Origin of the sequence: Archangium violaceum (genome assembly GCF_016859125.1) — a bacterium.
Lineage (GTDB): Bacteria > Myxococcota > Myxococcia > Myxococcales > Myxococcaceae > Archangium > Archangium violaceum_A.
In genome coordinates this window covers 11,102,006-11,124,293 of sequence record NZ_CP069338.1, presented here as the reverse complement: position 1 = coordinate 11,124,293, position 22,288 = coordinate 11,102,006, and the positions used below count along the sequence as shown (strand labels likewise).

Below are 22,288 nucleotides of genomic sequence, written 5' to 3'. Positions count from 1 at the left end.
CGGGAAACATCGAATCTTCCTTGCTGGAGATTGGCTAGGACGCAAGGAATGACTTGCCATGGGTTACGGCTGGCGAGGTGGCGCAGGTCTGCCACGTCGGGGGGAGGAGGGGCAGTGAAATGCATGCCGTCCCCTAGTTCAATTAGGCTGTTGTCAAAATATGCTGGCCGCATGAGGTCATTGGAACAGAATTTTGCGATCTGCACGCTTGGGAGGGTTCATGTTCTGAATGCGGGTCTGAATGTTCTCGATTTCCCGACAGTCTCCGCTGAGAACCGAGTCGGGCACAAGGTTCGACAGTGAGTACGGGCACCCACCGGCATCGGCTGGGGTCATATGATTGACTTGGTCCTCGTCGTCGATCGAGTACCCCTTCTTCCGCCATTCTTTGATTGATTTCTGGCGTGCCGCTCTCCAAGCGCCGCCGCTCTTGACTTCGCCCGCCAATCCGGGCTCCAGGACTTTGAAATGGACACCGCATCCCTGATCCCGAGGCTCGTGCACGTTAGGGCAGTTGGGGTGCTTCTGTCGGAGTTCCTGGAGCTTTTTGAAGTCGCGCTCGCACTCGTCCCCCATACGGATGATGTTGTCCTTGACGGGGATGCCCAATTTCTTGTCGAAATTGTTCGCCCAGGAAGGCATCGGCATCTTGCCCTCCGCAACCTTCTGGAGAATGCCCTGCATCTCCGCGCGCCGGTCCATCCGGTATTGCGCGATACGCCCGTAGAACTCCATCTCTGGAATGGTCTCGAAGGGTTGCCCCGTGTCCGGGTCCCTCTGATTCTCGTGTAGGGCGCCGTTGCAACACGGGCAGGCATTGAAGGTGACCTGGCCTGGACTGCTCGTGGCGCTCTTCGCGAGGTTGGGGGTGGGGACGGCGTTGTTCGCGTTGCTGCCGTGGTTGGAAGTCGTAAGGTCGATATGCCTCGGGACATTCAGGCCCTCGACATGGACATCCATCGACCAGGAGATGAAGTGCGTCTTCCCCGTAATCTGATGGGAGATGATGCCCGCTCCGAAGTTGCGGGTAGCGGCCTCGTTCCCCAGAGGAGACGTCGCGTAATACGACTGGTCCCTCAACATGACGGGCTTGCCGTTGATGGTGACGCGCTTGCTGCCCTGCTTCATGTCCCGGGAGAAGGAGGTGTTCGGGTAGGGCACCGGTACCGGCCCCGCTGGTGGTGGGGGAGGGCTCATGCACACGTCCGGGAAGGCCGCCACCACCTTCCCGTCCCCGTCGGCGCAGGCCACCTCATTGCCATTGGCATAGACCTTCATCAGGGCATCCCTCGTGGAGTGTACGTGTCAGGACCGCGCAAGAGTACCGCTGCTCTCCCCCCGGCCGAGTCGGACGTGGAGATGAGGGCCCGGGGGCCGGGCGCATACCCGTGGCGCATGGCCACCGAGGCCCACGCCAGGGCCACCAGGCCCGAGGCCGCCCCTGTCTCCCCCAGGGACTCCGCCGGGAGCCACAGCGGCGTGGACTCCCTGCGCTTGTGCAGCAGCCGAGAGAGGGCCAGGGAGAGCTCCTTGAAGCCATAGCCCTCGCCGGAGGCGTCAGCGGCACGGAAGTCCACCTCGGCCACGTCGATACCGCCTTCGGCCAGGGCTTCTCGGTACGCCTGCGCCAGCCCCAGCCCTCGCAGCGGCTCGTCCGACTGGAGGGTGGCCCGTTCCTGGCCGAAGCCGAGGCCCGCCAGCCGCAAGAGGCATGCGTCGTCACGACGCGGCCTGGGCGTCACCAGGAGGCACGCGGCGGCCTCTCCAGGAATGACTCCGTCCGAGTTGTCCGGGCGCAGCAGCCGCCCCTGCCGCAGCAGTCCATTGAGACTCGAGGCGTTGATGAAGCTGTCCACCGCGGCTACCAGGCAGCCGGGAAGCTGCGGGTGACGGGCCAGCAGGAGCCGGGCTTCGGCCAAGGCCCGGAGTCCCGCCGTATTCCCCAGGGCCAGACTTCGAGACAAGGTGCCTTCCAGCCGAAGCCCGTGGACCTGCCCAAGGTGCTCGAATGCCCGGGGAAGCACCTCCGGGACACCGCCCGGGCGCTCCGGGGTTGACGTGCCCACCAATAGGGGCAGGTGGGCAAGCTCGGCTTCCTCCAGGCCCCGCACAGCGCCTGCCACCGCCATGCCCAGCAGTCCCAAGACGCGCTCCTCACGCCCCAACTCGGATTCGAGCATCGACAACTCCGAGAGGACCATGGGAGCCCCGTCGTCGTCGTGGTAGCGGCTCCGCTTGAAGCGATTCATCCGCGCACGCAGGGCGGCACCGGCCGACTCGGCGCTCAGGCCCAGTGGGCAGGCCATGCCCGCGGCGGCGACGTACAGAGGCGTGGCGCTCATGGCTGTCCTCCCGCTCGCGGCGCGCGACGCCTCCAGGAAACGAGTGCGCCCAGCCCCCGGAAGTAGGGCTTGCCGCGCAGGTACCGCACCGGCCCTTCCTTCGCGCTCGGGCGGGGCAGGCCCACCTGCACCTCGCGAAGGTGGGAGAGCTTCTTGCCCAGCGGCACGGTGGCCCGCCACGTCACCACCACCTCGCGCGCGTCCGCGTCGAGCAGCACCGTGTCCATGCGTGCCTCGGCGCTGACGTCGGACTCGCGGAAGCGAAAGGCCACCGGCACCTGGAGGCGCGGCAGCGTCACCGTCCAGGGGCCGGACTCGGTGAGGCCCAGGCACCGGAACACCTCGCCGCCGCGCAGGGCCGGCAGTTGCTGGTCCTCGGGCGCGCACTGGAAGTAGCGCGGGTTGAAGTCCCGAGGAAGGAAGGGGTAGTCCTCCGCGAGCCAGCGCTCGTCGTAGGTGCCGGCGTGGGCGAGGCGAGGCTGCCAGCCACGGCCCACCGGGCCCAATCCCACCGGCACCGTCTTCCCATCCCACCTGTCCAGGAAGTGCCGGGGGTGCTCCAGGTTGGGCAACGGTGTCCCCACCGCATCCGCGGCGCGCGGGTTCTGCCGGAAGCCTCTGCCCACTGGGTTGCGCAGCTCCGCGCCGTGGTGCTTCGGCTCGGGGTGGGAGGTGTCCACTCCACCGAAGGCGAACTCGTAGCGCAGGGGCATGCGGACGAAGGGCTTGGGAGGCGTGGCCTTCATGCCCATCAGCCCCTTGTCCCAGTAGCGGTCCCCCGTGACGCGGAGGTCCTTCTGCCGGCCCGGCATCTCCACGCGCACCAGCATCGCCTCCGTCGCGCGCCCGTGGGGTGCGACGGCGTGGCCCTGCACGAGGAGGTCCACCAGGGGCTTCGTCAATGCGAAGTCATTCTCCCGGAGGAGGCTCGTCATTTCGGGGGCCCCGTGGTGCTCGTCCGTGTAGGCCACCGGACGTTGCACGTCCGCCAGTTGGGGCTCGCCGCGGCCGTCCATGCGGAAGGTGCCTTTGACGGCGACGACGCAGTGCTCTCGGGCCTGGGCGTCCGTCGCCACGGTGAGGCCCGCGGACATGCCCGTGGTGTTCTCGCTGAGTTGCATGGCATCTCCTCGCGTCAGCGCAGCGTGCGCTCCAGGGGCAGAAGGCTCAGGTGTGCGCAGCCCGCCCGGGCCTGGGCCAGCGCCGCCCATTGGCGGTGGGTGAAGGCCCGGGTGGGAATGCGGTACCGGCCCTTGCTGCGAATGTCCAACTCGCGTGCCAGCACGTGCCGGCGCCGCATGGGGCCGTGCGTGAGGGCCTCCAGCAGTGCGGGCCCCTCAAGGGGCTGGCCGTTCAGGTAGCGCCGCTCCGCATGGAAGCGAGGGCGGGCCTCCTTCCACCAGTACCTCACCGCACCAATGCACGGCCAGGGCAGGTCATCCTCGGGTTTGGGCACCAGGTCCGCATCCAGGTCCTCCTGCTGCTCGGGCGGAAGCGGCGCCCCTTCGGGTTGCTCCCCGGGAGGGAGGGCATAGAGGCCCTCCAACTGGAGGCCCGTCATGGCCGAGAAGGCTTCCCCCGCCAGCCGTGCCGCCAGGGGGTCCTCCAGCAGCGCGAGGCAGGCCTCCATGGCCCCGAGGCGCCCACTGAAGCCCAGGGCCCAGAGGGCATGCGGGCGCATCTCCTGAGTCCCCAACATGTCCACCAGCAGGGCCGTGTCGGCGTCGGTGCCGAAAAGGGCGAGCAGCACCATGGCCTGGGGTGAGTGGGCATTGCACGCGCGCACCGCCTGACGGCAGGCCTCCCAGGCCACTCGCGCGCCCGAGGCCAGGCCGGCCTCCATGGCCGCGGCACGAATCCCCGGGTGCCCGGACTCCAGGAGTCGGGGGAGGAGCCGGCGCGTGGTGGCCTCGGGAAGGGGCGGGCTGGCGCGTAGCGCCGCCATCCTCGCCTGCGGCTCCTCGTGGAGGAAAGACTCCGCAAGCACTTCAGCAGGCGCTTCCTGCCGGAAGGCCAGCGCCTCCAGCAGCTGGGCCTGAAGGGCGACGTCATCCCGCTTCAGCAGTGGAAGCAGATGCTTACCCAGGCTGGGGGCCGCACTCAACTCCACCGCGCGTCGGACAGCCGCTCTCGCCTCGAGCGCGTCACCTTGCATGAAGTTGAGGAGGGCCTCGACGTGCCCCTGGGCCAGCAGGACATAGGCGGCGGCGGTGATTCGCGGTGCTTCTCCGGAGTCCAATGCGGGCCAGAGCAAGGCGTCGGCGGCCTCCGCGCCGCCCAGCACCAGCCCATGCAGGTGCGCCGCCAACTGCTCCTCCTGTCTCGCCACGTCGGAGAGGGTGAAGTCCGGAGCCTCCAGGGCTCGCTCCCATTGCAGCCACCGGAAAGCTGCCTCGTCCAGGTGCTCTTCCAGCACGTCCTCCAACACCATGTGCCTTCCCCCTAATTGATTCGGATGGAGCCGCCCTGGAGCCGGACGACGCCCTCCGCGCATGCCTCGACGTAAGCCCCCTCCAGCAGGATTCGCCCGTTGCGCAGCAGCGTCAGACGGGCTCTTCCGCACCGCAGGACGAGGCTCTCCTTGCCTTGGATGACCTGGATGTCCGCCGCTTCGTCGCCCGGACGTTGGCCCACCGCGGGCTGGACGTCTGCTTCCGCCTGGCCCCCTTGGGCGCCCTGCGCACCCGACGTGTGGACTTAAACCGCCATGCCCTTGATGCGCACGGTGCCCTCCGCCGAAGTCTCGACGGACGTCCCCTCCAGGGAGACCTTCCCGTTGCGCAGCAGGGTGACGGCAGCGTCCCCGCAGCGCAGCACGAGTCCGTCCCGGCCCTGGATGACGTGAGTGGGCGACTCGGCGGCCCCGACCCGCGCACGCGGAATTGCATCCGATGGGGTGCGCCGCTGAACGACGGGTAGTAGGGCCATGATGATGGGAAGCCGCGGGTCTCCATCCTCGAACCGCAACTCCACCGATTGCTGCGCTTCGACGGCAGCCTGAAGTCCCTCCGCGTCCAACCGCACGGCCTTGCGTGCCACGCGCGGGCCTACCGGATTGCCCTCGAAGTCCACCACGGGCCGGCCTTCGCCGTCAGTCCCGATGATGCGCCCCAAGCGGCTCTCCCAAAGAGGCTCCAATGCCACCCCAGGGGAGGTGACATGCACAGGTAACCGGTGACTCATGGAGACTCCCCCTCTTCGAAACGTAACGGCAGGGCGCTGGATGGAGAACGTGAATGGGTACGGCCTCCGGCCCTCGCGGAGGCTGAACTACCCCATGGCGCGCATCGATTCAAACCGCTTCTCCTGCTTCTACCTGGCAACCCTACCGGCCCGGGCTGACTCGCGATGCAGGAGGCGTGCTCAGACTGAAGGGCCACACCAAAAGTGCAACCGAGCTGAAAGTCCCAGGCTTGATTCAAAGTCCCACGGGAGAGGTCATCCCACCCGGGCCTACGGCTGAAGTATAGTCCCGCCTACAGGCGCCCACCGGAGGCGAGCAGCCGCGGGCAGATCGCGAGGGGGAGCGCCAGCACAGAGCCGGAGACGGGCCGGACAGGTCCGGGGAGAAGAAGGATGAGTGGGAAGAAAAACCGGGGCGGGAGGACTGGCGGGCCCTCCACCCCCCAAGCGGGAAACGGGAAGGGGAAGAAGGACGAGCAGGAAACCCCCTCCCGCGTGCAGAGGATGATGGCGAGCCTGGGGCTGACATTCAAGGAGGTAAAGGACCCCCGGGCCCGCCGGGGACAGAGGCACCCGCTGGCGGCGATGTTGATGCTGCTGGTGCAGGCGCTGGCGGTGGGGCGGCGGGTGTTGAGGCATGCCGAGGCGCTGGGGGAGGACATGCTGCGCGAAGGCACGGCGCCCGAGGGGCTGAAGCGGCCGGTGTCCGACACGACGTTGGATAGGCTGCTGGGGAAGTTGGAGCCAGAGGGGTTGGAGCAGGAGGTGCACCAGATGGTGCACCGAGGCCTGGAAGTGGGGCTGATACGCCATGAGCTCTTCGCCCGGGGCGTCGTCAGCATTGACGGGAAGGCAGGGGAGAGCACGCCGGGGCAGCCGCCGTGCGAGCCGAGCCACACGACGAAGGATGAGCAGGGGCGGGAGTACTGGTACCCGTACGCGCTGCGCGCCAGTCTCACCAGCAGCGCGGCCCAGCCGGTGCTCGACCAGAAGTTGCTGGAAGGCAAGCAGGGAGAGGCGACGGCGTTCCCGGAGTTGTTCAAACGGGTGGTGGAGAAGTTCGGGCGGCATTTCGAGTACGTGACAGTGGACGCGGGAATGACGAGCGCGGCCAATGCGCGGGTGGTGAGGGAGGCGGGCAAGCACTACCTGATGGCGCTCAAGGAGAACTTCCACCGGCTACATGACAAGGCGTGGGTGGCGCTGGCGGTGGCGCCAGTGAAGGTGCGCACGCGCGAGCGGACGAGCGGGGAGTGGGTGGAGAGGGAGTTGAGGGTGGTGGACAAGCCGCCAGAGGAGGACTTTCCCGGCGCCCAGCAATGGGTATGGGTGAGGCAGACGCGAACCAGAGACGGCGAGCTGCCGAAGGTGGAGACGCGGCTGTTCCTCACCTCCATTCCCACAGGGCAACTGTCCCCGGAGCGGATGCTGACGTTGGTACGCCGGCACTGGGGGATTGAGAACGGGCCCAACTGGACAGCGGACGTGGTGCTGGAGGAGGACAGCGCCTCGCCCAGCCTGCGAGGCAATGCACCCCTGGTACTCAGCTGGCTGCGTTTGCTGGCCTACAACCTGCTGGCCCTGGTGCGCACGCACCTGCCGACTCGCGACAAACGGCCCCAAAGCTTCGCACGCACCATGGAGGTGCTCTACCAGGGCCTGTTGGGTCTGGCCGTGCTGCCCGAGAGTCTGGCCACACTTGCCTGAGCGCCCGCCAGCTGCTCCCGCTCCGGCCTTCCCGCGCCTCTTCTCCCCTGGCTGTTCGGCCTGTGTACCTTCACTCCTGTCCTTCCACGGCGCCCCTCTTTCAGGCGCCGTCCGGAGGGATGCTCCCTCTTTGCCTGTGAATGTCTGGACTTGCTCTCCGCCTCTTCAAAACCTCTCCTACGGACTTTGGATCAATCCTGCCCGCTGAGGGAGGCGTCCGGCACCACCCTCCAAACGCGGCCCTGGGTGTCCGTTACCTGGGCACCTCGGTAGTCCGCCTGCACCTGCCCGTCCACCACGCCGTGAATGGCGCGCGCCAGCTTCTCCCGGGAAATGCCCACCGTTTCGATTTCGATTCCAAACCGGAGCGTCTTCATATTTCGCCTCTCGCGTTTGCGCGGGGCTTCAGCGCCCGTCGCGAAAGGCATACACGCTCTGGTGCGCGGGTGAAGCAAGTCCTGACTGGTAAGCCAATGGGTGGATTTCGTGTCAAAAATAGGCCCGAGAATCCGCGGGGTTTCACAGGGCGCAGGGCTCGGGCGGCGGCTGCGCGGGAGAATTGTCGGCACGTTGGCCGAAACCCGCCCAGGTGGAGCCCCATGGGCGGGCGAATGCCGGCCGCGCGCGGGCTGCGGGCGGCATTCGCCCTGCCTCCAGTCAGCCCATGAGGGTGTGGAGAAGCATCAGCCCGCGCATCGCCTCGGGGTGGCTCCCCTCGGCCAATTCGAGATAGAGGCGGCCTCGCCTTGGTGCATCGAGGATTTCCATCTGCACCAGCCAACGCTCACTGGCGGGAGTGGCGAGCTCGAGGCTTGCGGAAAAGGCGTGGAGCGCCGCACGCAGCTGCCGGTGCACGGCGCTGGCTGGGAGGATGACCTCCAGTTGTGGCTGCGGGACGCCATGTCGGCTCTGAGAGAGGGTGAGCGACAGAGTGGCCTCTCGAAGCTCAATCAGCGTCATTCCAGCAACGTTTCGGGACCAGGCGAGGGGTGGGTTGTTGGTGTCGTCCATGTCTGATTTCTCGTGGGTTTGCGCGGGGCTTTGGTGCCCGTCGCGAAAGGCATACGCGCTCTGCTTTGAAGGCATGGCAAGTCGAATAGAAGACCTTGCTGCGTCAGCCGAGGGCGTCGCGGAGCACCTTCAACCCGCGCTCAGCCTCGTCGCGAATAGGCCGAGGGCCGCCCACGCCGAGCAATACGAGGTAGACGCGGCCGCTGTTGCCGTCGTCCAAGACTTCCGTTTCGACGAGCCAATGGTCCTGCACCGGCGTGAGTAACTCCACACGGGAGGCGAGCAGAATGTCGCTGAACATGAAGAAGCGCGGGAAAATGAACCAGCCGGTTTGGGGGCGAGGAGCGGCGGGCTCGCGCTCCGAGGAGGCCCGCACCGCAGTTGGGTGCGGGCCGGAGCGGAGCCACAGGGGGACTGGGGGATGTAGTCCCCCAGGGCGTCAGCCGGAGCGGCGGGAGCGGCGAGACTCCAGAGAGGCTTCGGCTTCGCGGCGGCGGTAGCTGTCGCCCTCTATGGAGACGATGTCGCAGTGGTGGATGACGCGGTCGATGAGGGCGGTGGCGCAGCTGGCGTTGGGGAAGATGGTAGGCCAGTCGCTGAAGGCCTGATTGGTGGTGAGGACGAGGCTGCGTTTCTCATAGCGCAAGTTGACGAGTTGGAAGAGGAGGTCGGCGTTGCGCGCGTCGTAGGAGAGGTAGCCCAGCTCGTCGATGATGAGCAGGCCCACGCGAGCGTAGTGGCGCAGGCGGGACTCCAAGGCGCGGGAAGAGTCGCGCGAGCCGAGGTCGAGTAGCAGCTGGGAGGCGGTGGTGAAGAGGACGGAGTGGCCGGAGCGCAGGGCCTCGTGAGCGAGGTTCTGGGCAATCATCGTCTTGCCCAGGCCCTGGGCGGCGAGCAGCACGACGTTGCGAGCGTCCTGGAGGAAGTCCAGACGCAGCAGGCTCTCCACCAGGGGCCTGTCTATGGACTTGGGCCAGCTCCAGTCGAAGTCGGCCATGGGCTTGAAGCGGCCCAGGCGGCTGCGCAGGGTGCGGCGCTCCAGGGAGCGGCGGGCGCGCTCGTCGGACTCCAGTTGGACAATCTGCTCCAGCAGCTGGGTGGGAGAGAGGCGGGCCTTGGTGGCGCGAGCGACGAGGTCATCGAGCTCGGCGCTGGTGCGGTGCAGGCCGAGCCCGGAGAGGGAATGAGCCAGGGAGGAAGTCACGGGGAGTCCTTTCGCAAGAGGGCGTCGTAGTCGGAGAGGGAGTGGGGCTGGACGCGGGCAGAGCGCACGCGGGGGTCGTCGGGGAGGGAGACTGAGAGGACGGGAGGCAGGTGCTGCTGGCGGCGGGAGTGCTCCAGGAGGTGGGCGACGGACTCGGCGCCGATGGCACCGCGAGAGAGCGCGGTGGACAGGGCGGACTCGAGGGCCTCGGGGCCATGGGCGTCGAGCAGCTTGAGCAGGCGCGAGGTATGGCCTGCGAGGTGGGCGTTACGCGAGGCGAGCACGGCGATGAAGGCGTCGGCGCTGGGGCAGGACTGGCGCAGCCTGTCGCGTCCGCGCAGCTCGTGGGCGTGGCGCTTGTGGGCGGCGAGGGCGGCCAGGTGCTCCTCGCATTCGAGAGTCTTGCCCTTGTCCCAGCAGCGCGTGTGGCGGGCCACCTCCCGGGTGCCATCCAGCAGGCGCACCAGCGAGTCGCTGGCCACCAGGGTGAGAGGTTTTGTCACCAGGGTGTGGGGAATGGAGTAGTCGTTGCCGTCGAAGCGGACGTAGGGCGTCTTGCCGCTGTGGAGGGTGCGCACCACGTCGCAGCCGAAGGCATTCCCTGGCAGGGGAAGCAGTCGGGGCCGCTCCTCCTCCAGGGCCTGGTGCACGCGGCGCGAGGTGTCCTGTGGGAGGGGGCGTGCGTGGGCGGTGTCCTCAATCCAGCGCGACAGCTGGGAGTTGAGGTCATCCAGCGAGGAGTAGGTACGTGCGGCGAAGAAGGAGTGGCGCAGGTAGTGGATGGAGCGCTCCACCTTGCCCTTCTCGTTGCCGCGGTAGGGGGCGCAGGGCTTGGGAGCGAAGTGGTAGTGGCCGGCGAATTCCAGCAGCTTGGGGTGGAAGCGGATGTGGTCGCCCACGCGCTCCAACACCACGCTCTTCAAATTGTCATACAACAGGGAGCGCGGCACCCCGCCCAGCGCCTGGAAGGCCAGGGTGTGGCAGCGCAGGAAGCTCTCCAGGGACTGCTCCAGGACGAAGCGCGCGTAGAGGGCGATTCGTCCTGGAGAGCACCAGGACGAAGGCGCACAGGGGGCGCTCGGCCCCGCCAATGCGCAGCCGGCCGAAGTGGGCCCAGTCCACCTGGGCCTGCTCACCCGGCAGCGTGGACAGCCGCAAGTAGGCCTCGGCCGAGGACACCGGCCGGTGCCGGGCCACGTAGCGCCGCACCTGGAGGGCGCTGCCCTGGTAGCCGCGAGCACGGAGCATCTCGTACAAGCGCGTGGCGCGCAGCTTGGGGTGCTGCGCCAGTGTCTGGGCAATCAAATCCCGGTAGGGGTCAAGCATGGTGGGCCTCACCCGGGCGGTGGTGCGCACGAAGCGCTCCACCTCCAGGGCTCCCCTCACGGTGTCGTGGTGCACGCCCAGCTCGGCGGCGATGGTGCCCACCTTCCAGTGCTCGGCGAAGTAGAGGCGGCGGATGCGGGCGCGCTGCTCGTCAGTCACCATGGCGCCCTCCTGGCCCGGGGCCCGGGGCGTGGCTCCCAGGGCCCATGACGGACGAAGTCCGCACGGCATCCGCACACCGCGCAGCGTGCACCGCTCCCGGCACTGGCAGGGGCTCGCACGCTCGCCACAGCGCCCTCGCCAGCCCGTCCCTCGTCCGCCTCGGCACCGGGCACTCGCCCGGTGTCCTTCTCTTCCCTCTGTCCGCATCAGTCGGCTCCTGGCCGACGCGAAAAGTGGTGGCCTCCAGGGCGACCTCTGGCGTCGGCGGCGCCAAGGTGCCCGCGCCCTCCAGCGGCGGGCTACCCTGATGCGTGACTTTCCGTGCTCGCCGCTCACGGCTCCGGGCCTGGCGCCTGGCCGCGGCCCACCGGCCCGCGAAGCCGCGAGCGTAGCGTCGCCCCGACTCCCTCTGGCTCTGGCGGCGCGCCTGCGCACTACACTCACGCGAGCAGTAGCGCTGGCCCCGGTCGTGCCGACGGCACAGGTAGAAGAGTGCCCGGCAGGTGCCGAGCGCGCACTGCGCCATCCGCAGTGAATCCACGCGTCCCCAGGCTCGAGACGCCTGGAAACTGGACCGCCTCACGGCCTCGTGCGAGCGTGCTCCTCCCGCATCGCGTCCCCGTGATTCGGCCTGAGGGTCCGGAGGTACCAGCTCCGGGCCCTCTTCTTTTTGGCGCCCTCGTCCCGGCTCTCTGCGCTACCTCCTCCTACCTCTGCCCGCCAGTTTCAGGCCGCCACGCTCGGCTCGTCCAAATTCCCGCGCTTCTCGGTGATCATCGACAAGCAGAAGGAGGGCCGCATTCCGCTGCCGCACGTGGGTGCCCCTGGGGAAGAAGACTTCGGCTTCGGGCTGCAGCTCGGTGCCACAGCTGGAAAGCGCCAGCTTCACGTCCACCCGCGCACCTGCGAGCGCCTTGCGGAGGGCCTCAGCCACCGGTGCTTCCGGGCCAGATTGCCGTGTCGTCATGGCCGCCCCCTCACTCCGCGTCCGAGGCGAAGAAGGCGGCGGCCTCGGTGGCGCCCATTTCGGTGAGGTAGTGGCGCACCGCGCGCCGGAAGAAGTGCGTCCGGCTGGGCATGCCCGCGTTGCGCCAGGCCTTGTCCAGGGCCTCCAGGGCCTTCTCGTCGAAGGAGAGGGGAATGACGCGCTTGCCGGTGGCGCTGGGCTTCACCTCGCGCTGCGGGCGCGGGCCCACCGGAATCCGGCCAGCCTCCGCCTCCCGAATCTTCCACTGAAGGTAGGCGGGGTGGGTGCTTCCAGTCGGGCGGCCGACGACTTCGCGGTACTTCGCCTGCAACTCGGCAACACTCATGCCCGCGAAGCGCCCGCGCTTCGTGGGCGGTGTCGTCTCGGCGGTGGCGCTCTCCGCAGGCGCGGCGTTGGCCTCGCGCCGCGCGGCGGGAGGCGTGGCCGGAGCGCGGCTGGCGCTGGCGGCCTTCCTCGAAGGCGAGCGTTTCCGGGTGGCGGCGGCCTGCTGCTTCTTCTGCTTCACTCGGGTGGTACGGGGCATGGCTGTGGCTTCTTTCCGTGTCGGGCCTTGGGTACACGTCTCCCGTCCACGAGGGCGGCCCGGAAGCCCCCATGTCGGGTTGCGCCCCGCGCGGGGCAGGGGCTGTCACTCCAGTGGGGCGCCTACTTGCCGCGTGAATCCGTGGCGGCGCGCATGCCGGCGCGGAAGGCCTCTTCGAGGGCGTCTCTCACCCTCCACACCGCAAGCTCATGGAAGTCGAGGCTGTCCGCGCGGCGCGTCTTCAATGTCTCGAGGTGCAGCACTTCGCGCCCAATGCGCTCAACGGTGGCTTCAAGGACTTCAGGGGCGACAGGGCGTTTGCCGCTGCCCTGGGCTGGCGTGTGGCGCATGGGGTGTTTCGTCATGGCTTCCGTCCGCGCGCCTTCCGGGGTGAGGCGCGCGAGGGGCATACACGCTCTACTTCGGGCGCATGGCAAGTCATTGCGCGCCTGTCTTCAAACCCGTGAAGCACTCCAAGTCGACGGCGCGCGGGGCGACGTGGACGAAGCTGGTGCTGCCGTCCGCGCGAAGGGGCGCGACGTCAACGCAGTCCTCGGCGGTGACGCCGCCCAGTCGCGCCAGCGTGGCGTCCTCATTCACGTAGAAGTCCTCCGCGTCGACGTCGACGTCTGGCCGGACTGCGCCGCGAAGCACCGCGAAAATGCAGACTTTCGCGCCCTGGAGGCCGGGAATTTCGTCGCCGAGGTAGGTGGTAATGGTGCCAATAACCATGAGTGCGTCTCCTTGCTGGGGTGGCGCTGCGTGCAAGGACATACACGCTCTCCTCGGCCGCAATAGCAACTCGGCGGAGTGCGAATTGCGCCTCGAAGTCGCGCCCGGCTATTCGGAGGGTGCGCCTGGGTTGGGGGTTTTCTCTACATGGGGTGCCTCTATTCGCAGTCCTTTCGGAAACCAGCGCGCCAGGACGCCCCGGGGGACGGGGCGCGGGAGGACGGTGCCAGCGAGGGCCTTGGCCCGCGGGGCCGGAATGACGCGGCCCCGCTGCACCAACTCAGCATGGAGGTGGTTGACGAGGAGGCGGTGCAGGTGGCCGAAGCTGCCCGGCGCCAGGTGCGCCCCCTCTTCTTCGCCGGAGCGAATGAGGAATTCGGTGGAGCGGCACTGGGTGCATGGCGGCAGCGGGAGAATGTCCGCGTCGACGTGCCCGTCACGGGCGACGCCAACCTCCAACGACTTCAGCGAGAGGCGGTTGTCGCTACCGCACCGGGCGCAGCGCTGGAGGGCTTCTTCCTGGGTGACTTCGTGAATGGCCATGGTGTTCTCACACAACGGCGGTGTAGGTGCCGAACCAGTAAGCGGCGCCGAGGGCTGGCACAGTCTGGAAGCTGTAGAAGGCGAAGCCGTCCCTGTCCGGAAGGAAGAGGGTGGGGTTTCCGACGAAGCTGCCGCTGTTGGCCGAGGGCGAAAACGTAATGGAGGAGGGCGTCGCGGGAAGGCGGTTGCGGAAAGTCACCGAGCCGCCTCCAGCCATGTCGCTGTGTGCGACGGTGTCGCTGTTGGAGTACTGCATACCGAGTCGCCCCACCTCCCGAATGCTGCCCGTCAACTCGAAGGCGGAGAGCATAGGAAGGATTGAAGGCCTGTTGAGAGGTGGTGGACTGGAGCGGAGGAGCCGAGCAGGGCCGCTGACGGGGCCGCCCGAGCAGTGAGCCCGGCCGGTGGACAGGCCGCGCAGCCCGTTGGGGTACACGCCGGCCCTGGCCGCGCTCCCAGGAGGTGCGCGGCAGGGACCTGGCTCTCTTGGCTGGGGTGGCTCGAGCCTCAACACCACGCGGCGCAGCAGCCCGGCCTGGTCCAAACGGGGTGTGCGCTCCTTCCTCGGCTCCTCCTCCGTCGCGGCAATGGCTGGGCTCTCCTCCTCCAGCCCCGGCTCCGCCCCTGCTCGCGGGAGAGCTGGTCCCCTGAATGAACCAGACCATCGAGAGTCCCGCGCTGGATTATCCGGGGGTCCCGGCGGCGAAGGGACCCACTCCGGAGGCGTGAGCCGGGAAGCGGCGGGGCTCAGCGCCGGGCGCGGCGGCGCATCAACCCCAGCGCGCCGAGCAGGGCCAGGCTCCACGCCGAGAAGGCGGGGCCACTGGCGGCCGAGCAGCGGACGCCTTCCATCTCCGCCGAGGCCTTCCCATCGAGGCTCCACTGCACGGTGCTGGAGTCCTCGCAGTCCGTCGCGCCATCGTACTGGATGACGGCGGTGTGACCGCCCGATTTGACGGTGGTGCTGCCCGAGGCCGCCTCGGAGTCGCACACCGAGCCATCCACCACCTCCGCCTTCGTCTCCACCTCGATCACACCGGACTGGCTGTCGCCGATGCGGCCCGAGCCGTTCCAGGTCTGCCTTCCATCGCCGAAGGAGGTGTCCGCCCCGTCGACGTTCCCCTTGTACTCCCAGGCCGAGGTGGCGGAGATGGGCGTGCAGGAACTCTCCGACTGCCCGGAGGCCTCCAGGCGGATGTCGATCTCGAAGTCCCTCTTCGACTTGCTGCCGGTCATCTTGCTGGTGCCGTGGAAGATGAGCTTGGTCTTGCCGCCCGAGGCTTCACAGGCGGTGATCGCCTTCTGATAGCCGAAACCGTCATAGGTGATGAGGGCGGTCCCGGTGTCCTCGCCCTCGCCCACCTGCTCCATCGAGCCGAACCACTCCACCCCGTTCGTGTCGGTGCAGCCTCCGGTGAAGCGCGTGGTGTTGCCGTCCTTCGCCACGACCGGGCAGTTGGGATCCTGTCCGTTCGAACCACCCAGCAGGCCCACGAGCGCCACCGCGACGTTGGCACTGGCGTAGATGTTGGGCGCGCTGGCCCTCTGCGCCCACAACTTCACATCGGCCTCGGAGGAGAGGGAGGCCGCCTTGTACTTGTTGAGCGCTTCGGCCGCCGTGCCGCCACATCCCACCCACAGCCCGGACATCGCCACTACCGCCAGCAAACGTGAACGCATGCAGTCTCCTTCCCTGGAGATCATCCGGGGTTGCAATGAGATGGTCCGCAACCCTAGCCGGGAGGGAAGGTGATCCGGAAGGAGGGCGGGAATAGCAGCAATCTCCCGACATTCGGGCCCGGGGGTCTGGTCCGGCGAGCACTGAACCTGAGATGATTCGCCGACGGACCATCGAACGACCCACAGGGGGTTCCCATGCGCAGCCGGCTGTGCACCATCGTCCCTCTCGCCGCCTCGTGGTTCATCGCGGGATGTGAGCAACACCCGGAGATGGCCCCCTCGGAGGGCACCTCCTCCCAGAAGCTGCGGCTCGCGCAACCGGCCCGGGCCGTCCAGGACCGCTACACACGGGCGCCGGGGTGCTCGCGTACATCATCGACACCGGTATTCTCTCCACCCACGTCGAGTTCACGGGCCGGATCCGCCCTGGCTTCGACGCCATCGGGGATGGGCTCGGCACGGAGGACTGCCGCGGGCATGGAACCCACGTGGCCGGCACGGTGGGCGGCAGCACCGTGGGTGTCGCCAAGGACGTGCTGCTCCACCCCGTGCGCGTCCTCAACTGCGAGGGCGAGGGAACCCCCGAGAAGGTGTCAAAGGAGTCGAAACGAGGGAGCCTGCCGCAGTTGCTGGGGCCAGCACGGCGGCTGTTCCGGTGGTTCAACTGGACGAAGCGCTGGAGCAAGCGGGGAAGAGAGGAAATGGAGGCGGGGGAGGGGAGATTCGCCGAGGAATGGGCCGAGCCGGTGGAGTTGGAAAGAGAGCCCCTGCCGTGCTGGGAGGGATTGGGGCAGGAGGAAAGTTCTTTGACACCCCCTCGCGGACACGTCCACCCCGCAGAACGTACACGCGCCTCCGCGGCCAGGAGCCGGGAGGCGCGCTTGGTTCAGCTTGTCATCAGACCGCGCTCAGTACGGATAGCGCTCCGCCACCGCCTGCATGTCGCAGGTCGTGATGTTGGCCGCACACGCGGTGGGGTTGTAATACATGATCGAGTTGCAATCCTTGTGGTGATTGAGACCGAGGACGTGCCCGATCTCGTGGGTCGAGACCGTCTTCCCGTAGTGCCAGCCCGAGTAGTAGTAGGTGTTCAACTTGATGGTGGCGTTCGCAATGCAGGTAGAGCTGGCGGCGTTGTAGGTCGCGTACCCGTACCAACCGTTGGCGCCGTAATTGGCCTCGTACACCATGACGTCGGACGTGCCGCTGGAGCGCCAGTAGAGATACAGGCTGTTGTTGTAGTTGTTGTACATCCACTCGTTCATGCCGTCGCCGACGGGCCACTTCGAGCTGGAGTAGTCCGTGAAGGTGATGTTCGTGGGCTTGCGGCACCACTTGTGGGCGAAGTACGGAACCCCGCACCAGCTCTGGGCGGACGGCCCCTGCGAGGGGCGCTCATCCAACATGGCCAGCTTGGGCAGGTCGGGACCCAGGTACTGGACGGCCTTCGCGCGGGACGCGACCCGCTCGAGCAGCGCGCTGACCGGCTTGCCGGCGTATCCCTCGGTCGCGGCGGCGTGACGCTGCGAGCCCGCGTCCTGGATGAGGCCGTCCTTCACCTGGAACTGGCCCAGCGGGCCGCCGGTCACGGAGTAGATGCCCTCCATGGAGCGCGTGGCCAGGGGCGCGGTGCCCCCCTGCGGGACGAGGAAGAAGACCGCCTGCGCGCCCACCGCCGGCAGCGAGCTGTCCTGCGGCGCGATCGTGCATCCGTCGGAGAGCAGACCGCCCGGGAACATGATCTCCACGGTGGAGCCCTGCGCCACCGTGCCGCCCGAGGCGGTCTTGAGCTCCTGCGAGGAGCGCGCGATGTCGCCGATCCGCACGGTCGCGATGGTCACCGGAAGGTCGGAGTAGATGCCGCTCTCCGGTCCGGTGGGCTGCCCCTCCACCTTGGACTGCGCCCAGGCGCGGACGACGTCGTAGCGCGTGGACTCCACCCGGCCGCTGACGATCAACGCCGAGTGGTCGGTCAGGTCATCGATCGAACCGTCCCGGCGGATCCAGTCCATCTCCATCGTGTGCTCCGTTCCCTCGGCGTGCGCCTGGGCGGGCACCGGCGTCCCGGGCACCCACGCCGTCGCGTGAGCGTCCTCGGAAGCGGGAGCGGGCGCTTCGTCGGAACCGGGCTTGGCACATCCAGCCAGGCCCAGGAGGGCGAATGGAACGACCCAGGAACGCGTCAGTTTCTTGGTCACGATCATCTCCGCGGGGTGAACGCCGGAACTCAGCGCCAGCGTGGGTTCTCCTAAAAGACGAGAAAACGAGGCGCCTGTCCCACGCGGAGCCGAAAAAAAATGTGCGGGGGGTAGCCACGACGAAAAAAGGTGCTCGCGGCGGAACCTGGCGCTCACCGCGTCCATGGACAGGATTCTCGAAGCACTTCGTGGACTGGGTCCGTTCGGGTGCCCTCCGTGCGCTCGGCGAGCTGGAGGAGGAAGCCTGGGGACCGCTGCGGCACGCATTGGAGTCGAACCACTCGGAGCGGCCCTGGACACGCTCGGCGAGGAGCTGCGTCAGCGGCAGCGCCCGCTGCCGGACGGCACGACGCACCTGCTCTTCACCGGGCTGGAACTTTTACGGCGTGTGGCGTCCCTGGTGAAGGGAGCACCAGGGGTGCAGGCGATTGTGGAGCACCTGGGCTTGCCCACGAGGCGATGCTTACAGGTTGCCTGACACCTTCTCGGACACCTTCTCGGGGCGCCGGGCGAGTGCGCGCGACAGCACGGCGTCGAGGGAGAAGCGTCCCGGCCCCGTAAGCAGCAGCAGCACGGAGATGGCCGTGAAGAGCGTTGCCAGCTCGGAGGAACCGGAGCCCACGGCCGCCGCGCTGCGACCTCCCGCGCGCACGAGCCAGGTGGGCAGGCCCGCGAAGGGAATGCCGAGCCCTGGAGGAACCCCGCCCACACTGAGCCGGATGAAGGGGTCGCCGACGGCGAGGTGGCCGATGACGATTCCGACGAGCATGGTCACCACCACGCCCAGCGTGGCCAGTGGGGTGACGAGACCCAGCATCCAGGCGATACCCCCCCCGAACTCCGCCACCGCTGCGAGCAACTGGAGCACGCCGGGCACCGGGCTGTCCGGTCCCATCCAGCTGGTCGCGGTGAGCATCTTGGGAGCGCCGTGAAGGGTCATGGCGCCGCCGGCCAGCAACCTCAACACGAGCAGGCCCGTGGATGTGGGGCCGTCCACGGTGTGACGGCCGAGGAGAAGCTGCGAAACGTTGCGAGACGTCATGTGTCCTCCGGGTCCTTGCTATCGAGCATGGCCAACGCCATGCGCATGGCCGAGCGGACCAGCCCGGCCTCGGGTTCCGTCTTCCCCACCACGCTCATGCCCTGCACCAGGACGATGAGGTGCTGGGCGAGCGCCTTCGCGTCCCGGGCCGGGTCGATCTCCCCGTGCTCCTGGGCAGCCCTGACGGTGGCCTCGAGAATGGCCGCCATCTTCGCGTAGCGGCGGCCCACCAGGGCGCGCACCTCGGGGTCCTGGGGCGCCACCTCCGCGGCCGTATTGGCCAGGAGACAGCCGCGATGGTGGCTCGCGCCCGTGCAGTCCTTCATGCGCTTGCGCAGGTAGCGCTCGATGCCCGCCCGTGGGGTGGGGCCCTCCGCGAGCAGTTCCTCCAGATCCCGGGCGCTCAGGTCCGCATAGCGCTCGAGCGCCGCGAGGAACAGCGCCCGCTTGTCCCCGAAGGCCGCGTACAGACTTCCCCGGAGCAGGCCCGTGCCCTCCTCCAGGTCCCGCACCGAGAGCGCGTGGTAGCCCGTCTCCCAGAACTGCTTCATCGCACGCTCGAGGACCTCGTCTTCCTCGAAGGTCTTGGGTCTTCCCATGGAGCCTCCCGCGGCCCTGATTCTTGAACGGCCGTTTAAGTAATGATTTTTGTACGGACGGTCAAGTACATGTTGGAGCCCGGGCAGTGCTCCTGAGAGATCCTCCCATCACATCTCGGGTGTCCACGGAACCGGCTACTCCAGCCATACCTTCCCCTCCTTTGGGCGGGGATGGGCTAGCCGCTGAGGATGTTCCAGGAGGAGGGCTTCTATTTCGGCTCCTCCACCTTCGCGGCAGAGGACGGGCTCTCCTCCTCCGGCTCCGGGAAGGTGTTGAACATCAACGACCAGAACATCACCGACGCTCAGATGCGCGCCATTTCAGCCAAGACGATGGTCATCGTGGGTGATGCGGATGGCGTGAAGCTGGAACACGCGGTGGCGATGTTCAAGCTGCGGGGCGGAGGCGATGAGGAGGCGGCCGCGACTGGGATTCTCACGAAGGTTCCTGCGGCGCGGTTGGTGATCCTCCCCGCGACCTCTCCTATTGGGATCTCGGGGGAGGCGAAGGTACTCGAATCGATGGTGACGCCTTTCTTGGAGGACGCGCCTCCCGCCAACCCCTCTCTTTGGTAGTCAAGGCGAAGGCTGAGCTTGTCTCTGGCCGGTGGGCGTTCAATTGTCCACGAGAGATCGCACCCCACCGTGACGGGCGAACGTCTCGCAAAACCCGGCCCAGCTGTAGTAAGCCCTCCGGGGCCGACCCACGGTTCGGCGAAGTCGGTGACGGCCTGAACCCTCCCCTCATTTTCGCAAGTGCCCGAAATTACTGGGGTCTTTTACAATCCGCCTGGTTTATAACCCCTTGAAATCATTGGGCTTCGTCGAAATGAGGGGAGGGTTCAGGGTGACGGCGCCAACGGCCTGGGCGGCGCTGAAGGATTCAGCCCTTCTTGGTGATGAGGCGCGAGTTTCGTTCATTACGAAATGTCAGTTGTCCTATGCCCGCAGTGGCGGTTCCGGCTTCTTCGCGGGCCTTGAGAATGATGTCGTGGCGTGGAGACTTGCCGCACACCGGATCGGTGTTGCTGGCATCGCCCGTCAGCATGAAGGCCTGGCAACGGCAGCCGCCGAAGTCTTTTTCCTTTTCGTCACAGGAACGGCACGGCTCGGGCATCCACTCGTAGCCGCGGAAGCGATTGAAGCCGAAGGAGTCGTACCAGATGTGGTGCAGGCTGTGATCGCGCACATTGGGGAACGCCACCGGCAGCTGGCGCGCGCCATGGCACGGCAGCGCGGTGCCGTCCGGGGTGACGGTCAGGAACATGCTGCCCCAGCCTTTCATGCAGGCCTTGGGCCGCTCTTCGTAATAGTCGGGAGTGACGAAGATCAGCTTGACCGGGTTGCCCTCGGCGGCGAGCCTGGCGCGATATTCGTTGGTGATGCGTTCGGCGCGCTCGAGCTGTTCGCGGGTCGGCAGCAGGCCGACGCGGTTGAGCTGGGCCCAGCCGTAGAACTGACAGGTGGCCAGCTCGACGAAATCCGCCTCCAGCGCCACGCACAACTCGATGATGCGATCGATGTGATCGATGTTGTGCCGGTGGGTGACGAAGTTCAGCACCATGGGGTAGCCATGGGCCTTGACCATGCGCGCCATCTCGAGCTTCTGGGCGAAGGCTTTCTTCGACCCGGCGAGCATGTTGTTGACCTGCTCGTCGCTGGCCTGGAAGGAAATCTGGATGTGGTCCAGCCCCGCGTCCTTGAAGGCGCGGATCTTCTGTTCGGTCAGGCCGATGCCGGAGGTGATCAGGTTGGTGTAGTAACCCAGGCGCCGGGCCTCGCCGATCAGTTCGGCCAGGTCCTGGCGTACCAGGGGTTCGCCACCGGAGAAGCCCAGCTGCGCCGCGCCCATCTCGCGGCCCTGGCGCAGCACGGAAAACCACTCTGCGGTGGTCAGCTCCTTGCCCTGGGCGGCGAAGTCCAGGGGGTTGGAGCAGTAGGGGCACTGCAGTGGGCAGCGGTAGGTGAGCTCGGCGAGCAGCCAGAGTGGCAGGCCGACGGCGGGCTTCGGCGGGACTTCAGCCAAGTTCGATCCAGTGCTTTGCACGGGCGACCTCCATGAATTGCTCGACGTCTTCACCGAGCTCGGGGACGCCGGGGTACCGCTGGTCCAGCTCGTCGATGATCGCCTGCACGGAGCGGGCGCCGTTGATCAGACCGCCGATGGCGGCGGCGCTCTCGTTGAGCTTGATCATTCCTTCAGGATAGAGCAGGACGTGACCTTTCTGGGCCGGCTCGTACTGGAACCGATAGCCGAGACGCCAGCGGGGCGTCAGGTTGCGATCGAAACTCATAGGGCGATCCCCTTGTGCCAGGCGCGCTGGTCGGTGACGGTGTGGTAGGGCGGGCGGTTCAGCTCGTAGGCCATGCTCATGGCATCGAGCATGGTCCAGAGGATATCCAGCTTGAACTGCAGGATCTCCAGCATGCGCTGCTGGCCCTCGTAGGTGGTGTAGTGGGCGAGGGTGATCGCCAGGCCGTGCTCGACGTCGCGCCGGGCCTGGCCCAGGCGGGTGCGGAAGTACTCGTAGCCGGCCGGATCGATCCATGGGTAGTGCCGCGGCCAGGTGTCCAGGCGCGACTGGTGGATCTGCGGGGCGAACAGCTCGGTCAGCGAGCTGCTGGCCGCTTCCTGCCAGCTGGCGCGGCGGGCGAAGTTGACGTAGGCGTCGACCGCGAAGCGCACGCCGGGCAGCACCAGTTCCTGGGAGCGCAGCTGGTCGGGCTCCAGGCCCACGGCCTGGCCGAGGCGGAGCCACGCCTCGATGCCGCCGTCCTGGCCAGGGGCGCCGTCGTGGTCGAGCAGGCGCTGGATCCACTCGCGGCGGATCTCGCGGTCCGGGCAGTTGGCCAGGATCGCGGCATCCTTCATCGGGATGTTGACCTGGTAGTAGAAGCGGTTGGCGACCCAGCCCTGGATCTGCTCGCGGGTCGCGCAGCCTTCGTACATCGCCACGTGATAGGGGTGGTGGATGTGGTAGTAGGCGCCCTTGGCGCGCAGGGCCTGTTCGAATTCGGCGCGGGTCAGCGGTGTCTTGTCGCTCATGG

At 67.5% G+C, this 22,288-nt stretch carries 26 protein-coding genes and 1 pseudogene; 3 read left to right on the top strand and 24 right to left on the bottom strand.

Features of this window, described 5'->3' with window-relative positions; translation table 11 throughout:
• Positions 1 to 177: 177 nt before the first annotated feature.
• The 6 genes from JQX13_RS46995 to JQX13_RS46970 all read right to left on the bottom strand — a co-directional run bounded on the left by JQX13_RS46995 (position 178) and on the right by JQX13_RS46970 (position 5,456).
• A complete protein-coding gene (locus tag JQX13_RS46995; protein WP_203405901.1) occupies positions 178 to 1,278 on the bottom strand; it encodes a PAAR-like domain-containing protein in 1,101 nt (366 codons plus the stop codon).
• The gene (locus JQX13_RS46990; protein ID WP_203405900.1) at positions 1,278 to 2,342 is read right to left on the bottom strand and encodes a hypothetical protein; all 1,065 of its coding nucleotides are present in this window, start codon (positions 2,340 to 2,342) and stop codon (positions 1,278 to 1,280) included. The genes JQX13_RS46995 and JQX13_RS46990 overlap by 1 nt, the downstream gene beginning before the upstream one ends.
• Positions 2,339 to 3,463 (bottom strand): DUF2169 family type VI secretion system accessory protein, encoded by a 1,125-nt coding sequence (locus JQX13_RS46985; protein ID WP_203405899.1) that lies wholly within the window; start codon positions 3,461 to 3,463, stop codon positions 2,339 to 2,341. The genes JQX13_RS46990 and JQX13_RS46985 overlap by 4 nt, the downstream gene beginning before the upstream one ends.
• A gap of 14 nt (positions 3,464 to 3,477) precedes the next feature.
• Positions 3,478 to 4,773: a TIGR02270 family protein gene (locus JQX13_RS46980; protein ID WP_203405898.1), complete on the bottom strand. Its 1,296-nt coding sequence runs from the start codon at positions 4,771 to 4,773 to the stop codon at positions 3,478 to 3,480.
• Between the two features lie 11 nt (positions 4,774 to 4,784).
• On the bottom strand, positions 4,785 to 4,976 hold the full coding sequence (locus JQX13_RS46975; RefSeq protein WP_203405897.1) for a hypothetical protein: 192 nt from the start codon (positions 4,974 to 4,976) through the stop codon (positions 4,785 to 4,787).
• A 63-nt stretch (positions 4,977 to 5,039) separates the two neighbouring features.
• Complete coding sequence (locus JQX13_RS46970; protein ID WP_203405896.1) at positions 5,040 to 5,456, bottom strand: DUF6484 domain-containing protein; 417 nt, start codon at positions 5,454 to 5,456, stop codon at positions 5,040 to 5,042.
• Positions 5,457 to 5,918: 462 nt separating this feature from the next.
• Here JQX13_RS46970 and JQX13_RS46965 point away from each other — a divergent pair, with 462 nt between their 5' ends.
• Positions 5,919 to 7,232 carry an ISAs1 family transposase gene (locus JQX13_RS46965; RefSeq protein WP_203405779.1) on the top strand — a complete coding sequence of 438 codons (1,314 nt, stop codon included), beginning with the start codon at positions 5,919 to 5,921 and terminating at the stop codon, positions 7,230 to 7,232.
• Between the two features lie 191 nt (positions 7,233 to 7,423).
• Here the strand turns inward: JQX13_RS46965 and JQX13_RS46960 are convergent, their stop codons facing one another.
• The 12 genes from JQX13_RS46960 to JQX13_RS46910 form a co-directional block, all read right to left on the bottom strand.
• Positions 7,424 to 7,609 carry an amidoligase family protein gene (locus JQX13_RS46960; protein ID WP_203405895.1) on the bottom strand — a complete coding sequence of 62 codons (186 nt, stop codon included), beginning with the start codon at positions 7,607 to 7,609 and terminating at the stop codon, positions 7,424 to 7,426.
• 280 nt (positions 7,610 to 7,889) lie between these two features.
• Positions 7,890 to 8,243 carry a hypothetical protein gene (locus tag JQX13_RS46955; protein WP_239014292.1) on the bottom strand — a complete coding sequence of 118 codons (354 nt, stop codon included), beginning with the start codon at positions 8,241 to 8,243 and terminating at the stop codon, positions 7,890 to 7,892.
• A 103-nt stretch (positions 8,244 to 8,346) separates the two neighbouring features.
• Entirely contained in the window at positions 8,347 to 8,544 is a 198-nt protein-coding gene (locus tag JQX13_RS46950) for a hypothetical protein (protein WP_239014291.1), read from the bottom strand.
• A gap of 138 nt (positions 8,545 to 8,682) precedes the next feature.
• On the bottom strand, positions 8,683 to 9,447 hold the full coding sequence (istB, locus tag JQX13_RS46945) for an IS21-like element helper ATPase IstB (RefSeq protein WP_239014145.1): 765 nt from the start codon (positions 9,445 to 9,447) through the stop codon (positions 8,683 to 8,685).
• The gene (locus tag JQX13_RS54995) at positions 9,444 to 10,397 is read right to left on the bottom strand and encodes a Mu transposase domain-containing protein (RefSeq protein WP_239014290.1); all 954 of its coding nucleotides are present in this window, start codon (positions 10,395 to 10,397) and stop codon (positions 9,444 to 9,446) included. The genes istB and JQX13_RS54995 overlap by 4 nt, the downstream gene beginning before the upstream one ends.
• Positions 10,375 to 10,935 (bottom strand): hypothetical protein, encoded by a 561-nt coding sequence (locus JQX13_RS54990; RefSeq protein WP_239014289.1) that lies wholly within the window; start codon positions 10,933 to 10,935, stop codon positions 10,375 to 10,377. The genes JQX13_RS54995 and JQX13_RS54990 overlap by 23 nt, the downstream gene beginning before the upstream one ends.
• A gap of 977 nt (positions 10,936 to 11,912) precedes the next feature.
• Positions 11,913 to 12,446, bottom strand: coding sequence for a ribbon-helix-helix domain-containing protein (locus tag JQX13_RS46935; RefSeq protein WP_203405894.1), 534 nt, complete (start codon positions 12,444 to 12,446; stop codon positions 11,913 to 11,915).
• A gap of 122 nt (positions 12,447 to 12,568) precedes the next feature.
• Positions 12,569 to 12,856: a DUF6900 domain-containing protein gene (locus JQX13_RS46930; RefSeq protein ID WP_203412640.1), complete on the bottom strand. Its 288-nt coding sequence runs from the start codon at positions 12,854 to 12,856 to the stop codon at positions 12,569 to 12,571.
• Between the two features lie 28 nt (positions 12,857 to 12,884).
• Positions 12,885 to 13,178 (bottom strand): hypothetical protein, encoded by a 294-nt coding sequence (locus tag JQX13_RS46925; RefSeq protein ID WP_203405893.1) that lies wholly within the window; start codon positions 13,176 to 13,178, stop codon positions 12,885 to 12,887.
• A gap of 108 nt (positions 13,179 to 13,286) precedes the next feature.
• The gene (locus JQX13_RS46920; protein WP_203405892.1) at positions 13,287 to 13,721 is read right to left on the bottom strand and encodes a hypothetical protein; all 435 of its coding nucleotides are present in this window, start codon (positions 13,719 to 13,721) and stop codon (positions 13,287 to 13,289) included.
• A gap of 7 nt (positions 13,722 to 13,728) precedes the next feature.
• Entirely contained in the window at positions 13,729 to 13,977 is a 249-nt protein-coding gene (locus JQX13_RS46915) for a hypothetical protein (RefSeq protein WP_239014288.1), read from the bottom strand.
• Between the two features lie 491 nt (positions 13,978 to 14,468).
• Positions 14,469 to 15,401 (bottom strand): hypothetical protein, encoded by a 933-nt coding sequence (locus tag JQX13_RS46910; RefSeq protein WP_203405891.1) that lies wholly within the window; start codon positions 15,399 to 15,401, stop codon positions 14,469 to 14,471.
• 347 nt (positions 15,402 to 15,748) lie between these two features.
• Here JQX13_RS46910 and JQX13_RS54985 point away from each other — a divergent pair.
• Positions 15,749 to 15,982: pseudogene (locus JQX13_RS54985) on the top strand (S8 family serine peptidase); the annotation flags it as partial.
• Positions 15,983 to 16,309: 327 nt separating this feature from the next.
• Here JQX13_RS54985 and JQX13_RS46905 read toward each other — a convergent pair.
• The 3 genes from JQX13_RS46905 to JQX13_RS46895 form a co-directional block, all read right to left on the bottom strand.
• Positions 16,310 to 17,599, bottom strand: a complete 1,290-nt coding sequence (locus JQX13_RS46905; protein ID WP_203405890.1) for a matrixin family metalloprotease — start codon at positions 17,597 to 17,599, stop codon at positions 16,310 to 16,312.
• Positions 17,600 to 18,062: 463 nt separating this feature from the next.
• Entirely contained in the window at positions 18,063 to 18,641 is a 579-nt protein-coding gene (locus tag JQX13_RS46900) for a DoxX family protein (protein WP_203405889.1), read from the bottom strand.
• Positions 18,638 to 19,240: a TetR/AcrR family transcriptional regulator gene (locus JQX13_RS46895; RefSeq protein WP_203405888.1), complete on the bottom strand. Its 603-nt coding sequence runs from the start codon at positions 19,238 to 19,240 to the stop codon at positions 18,638 to 18,640. Before JQX13_RS46895 ends, JQX13_RS46900 begins: the two co-directional genes overlap by 4 nt.
• A gap of 273 nt (positions 19,241 to 19,513) precedes the next feature.
• Between JQX13_RS46895 and JQX13_RS46890 the strand changes: the two genes are divergently transcribed.
• The gene (locus tag JQX13_RS46890; RefSeq protein WP_203405887.1) at positions 19,514 to 19,816 is read left to right on the top strand and encodes a hypothetical protein; all 303 of its coding nucleotides are present in this window, start codon (positions 19,514 to 19,516) and stop codon (positions 19,814 to 19,816) included.
• Positions 19,817 to 20,123: 307 nt separating this feature from the next.
• Here the strand turns inward: JQX13_RS46890 and pqqE are convergent, their stop codons facing one another.
• From pqqE to pqqC, 3 genes are read right to left on the bottom strand one after another with little or no spacing between them, the layout of a single operon-like run.
• Complete coding sequence (gene pqqE, locus JQX13_RS46885; protein WP_239014287.1) at positions 20,124 to 21,287, bottom strand: pyrroloquinoline quinone biosynthesis protein PqqE; 1,164 nt, start codon at positions 21,285 to 21,287, stop codon at positions 20,124 to 20,126.
• Complete coding sequence (gene pqqD / locus JQX13_RS46880) at positions 21,259 to 21,534, bottom strand: pyrroloquinoline quinone biosynthesis peptide chaperone PqqD (RefSeq protein ID WP_203405886.1); 276 nt, start codon at positions 21,532 to 21,534, stop codon at positions 21,259 to 21,261. The genes pqqE and pqqD overlap by 29 nt, the downstream gene beginning before the upstream one ends.
• Positions 21,531 to 22,286: a pyrroloquinoline-quinone synthase PqqC gene (gene pqqC / locus JQX13_RS46875; protein WP_203405885.1), complete on the bottom strand. Its 756-nt coding sequence runs from the start codon at positions 22,284 to 22,286 to the stop codon at positions 21,531 to 21,533. The genes pqqD and pqqC overlap by 4 nt, the downstream gene beginning before the upstream one ends.
• Positions 22,287 to 22,288 lie beyond the last annotated feature (2 nt).

Coding starts and splice junctions, on each gene's coding strand:
- JQX13_RS46995 (WP_203405901.1), bottom strand. CDS start 1,278: ATGAAGGTCTATGCCAATGGCAATGAGGTGGCCTGCGCCGACGGGGAC.
- JQX13_RS46990 (WP_203405900.1), bottom strand. CDS start 2,342: ATGAGCGCCACGCCTCTGTACGTCGCCGCCGCGGGCATGGCCTGCCCA.
- JQX13_RS46985 (WP_203405899.1), bottom strand. CDS start 3,463: ATGCAACTCAGCGAGAACACCACGGGCATGTCCGCGGGCCTCACCGTG.
- JQX13_RS46980 (WP_203405898.1), bottom strand. CDS start 4,773: ATGGTGTTGGAGGACGTGCTGGAAGAGCACCTGGACGAGGCAGCTTTC.
- JQX13_RS46965 (WP_203405779.1), top strand. CDS start 5,919: ATGAGTGGGAAGAAAAACCGGGGCGGGAGGACTGGCGGGCCCTCCACC.
- JQX13_RS46960 (WP_203405895.1), bottom strand. CDS start 7,609: ATGAAGACGCTCCGGTTTGGAATCGAAATCGAAACGGTGGGCATTTCC.
- JQX13_RS46955 (WP_239014292.1), bottom strand. CDS start 8,243: ATGGACGACACCAACAACCCACCCCTCGCCTGGTCCCGAAACGTTGCT.
- JQX13_RS46950 (WP_239014291.1), bottom strand. CDS start 8,544: ATGTTCAGCGACATTCTGCTCGCCTCCCGTGTGGAGTTACTCACGCCG.
- JQX13_RS54990 (WP_239014289.1), bottom strand. CDS start 10,935: ATGGTGACTGACGAGCAGCGCGCCCGCATCCGCCGCCTCTACTTCGCC.
- JQX13_RS46935 (WP_203405894.1), bottom strand. CDS start 12,446: ATGCCCCGTACCACCCGAGTGAAGCAGAAGAAGCAGCAGGCCGCCGCC.
- JQX13_RS46930 (WP_203412640.1), bottom strand. CDS start 12,856: ATGCCCCTCGCGCGCCTCACCCCGGAAGGCGCGCGGACGGAAGCCATG.
- JQX13_RS46925 (WP_203405893.1), bottom strand. CDS start 13,178: ATGGTTATTGGCACCATTACCACCTACCTCGGCGACGAAATTCCCGGC.
- JQX13_RS46920 (WP_203405892.1), bottom strand. CDS start 13,721: ATGGCCATTCACGAAGTCACCCAGGAAGAAGCCCTCCAGCGCTGCGCC.
- JQX13_RS46915 (WP_239014288.1), bottom strand. CDS start 13,977: ATGCAGTACTCCAACAGCGACACCGTCGCACACAGCGACATGGCTGGA.
- JQX13_RS46910 (WP_203405891.1), bottom strand. CDS start 15,401: ATGCGTTCACGTTTGCTGGCGGTAGTGGCGATGTCCGGGCTGTGGGTG.
- JQX13_RS46900 (WP_203405889.1), bottom strand. CDS start 18,641: ATGACGTCTCGCAACGTTTCGCAGCTTCTCCTCGGCCGTCACACCGTG.
- JQX13_RS46895 (WP_203405888.1), bottom strand. CDS start 19,240: ATGGGAAGACCCAAGACCTTCGAGGAAGACGAGGTCCTCGAGCGTGCG.
- pqqD (WP_203405886.1), bottom strand. CDS start 21,534: ATGAGTTTCGATCGCAACCTGACGCCCCGCTGGCGTCTCGGCTATCGG.
- pqqC (WP_203405885.1), bottom strand. CDS start 22,286: ATGAGCGACAAGACACCGCTGACCCGCGCCGAATTCGAACAGGCCCTG.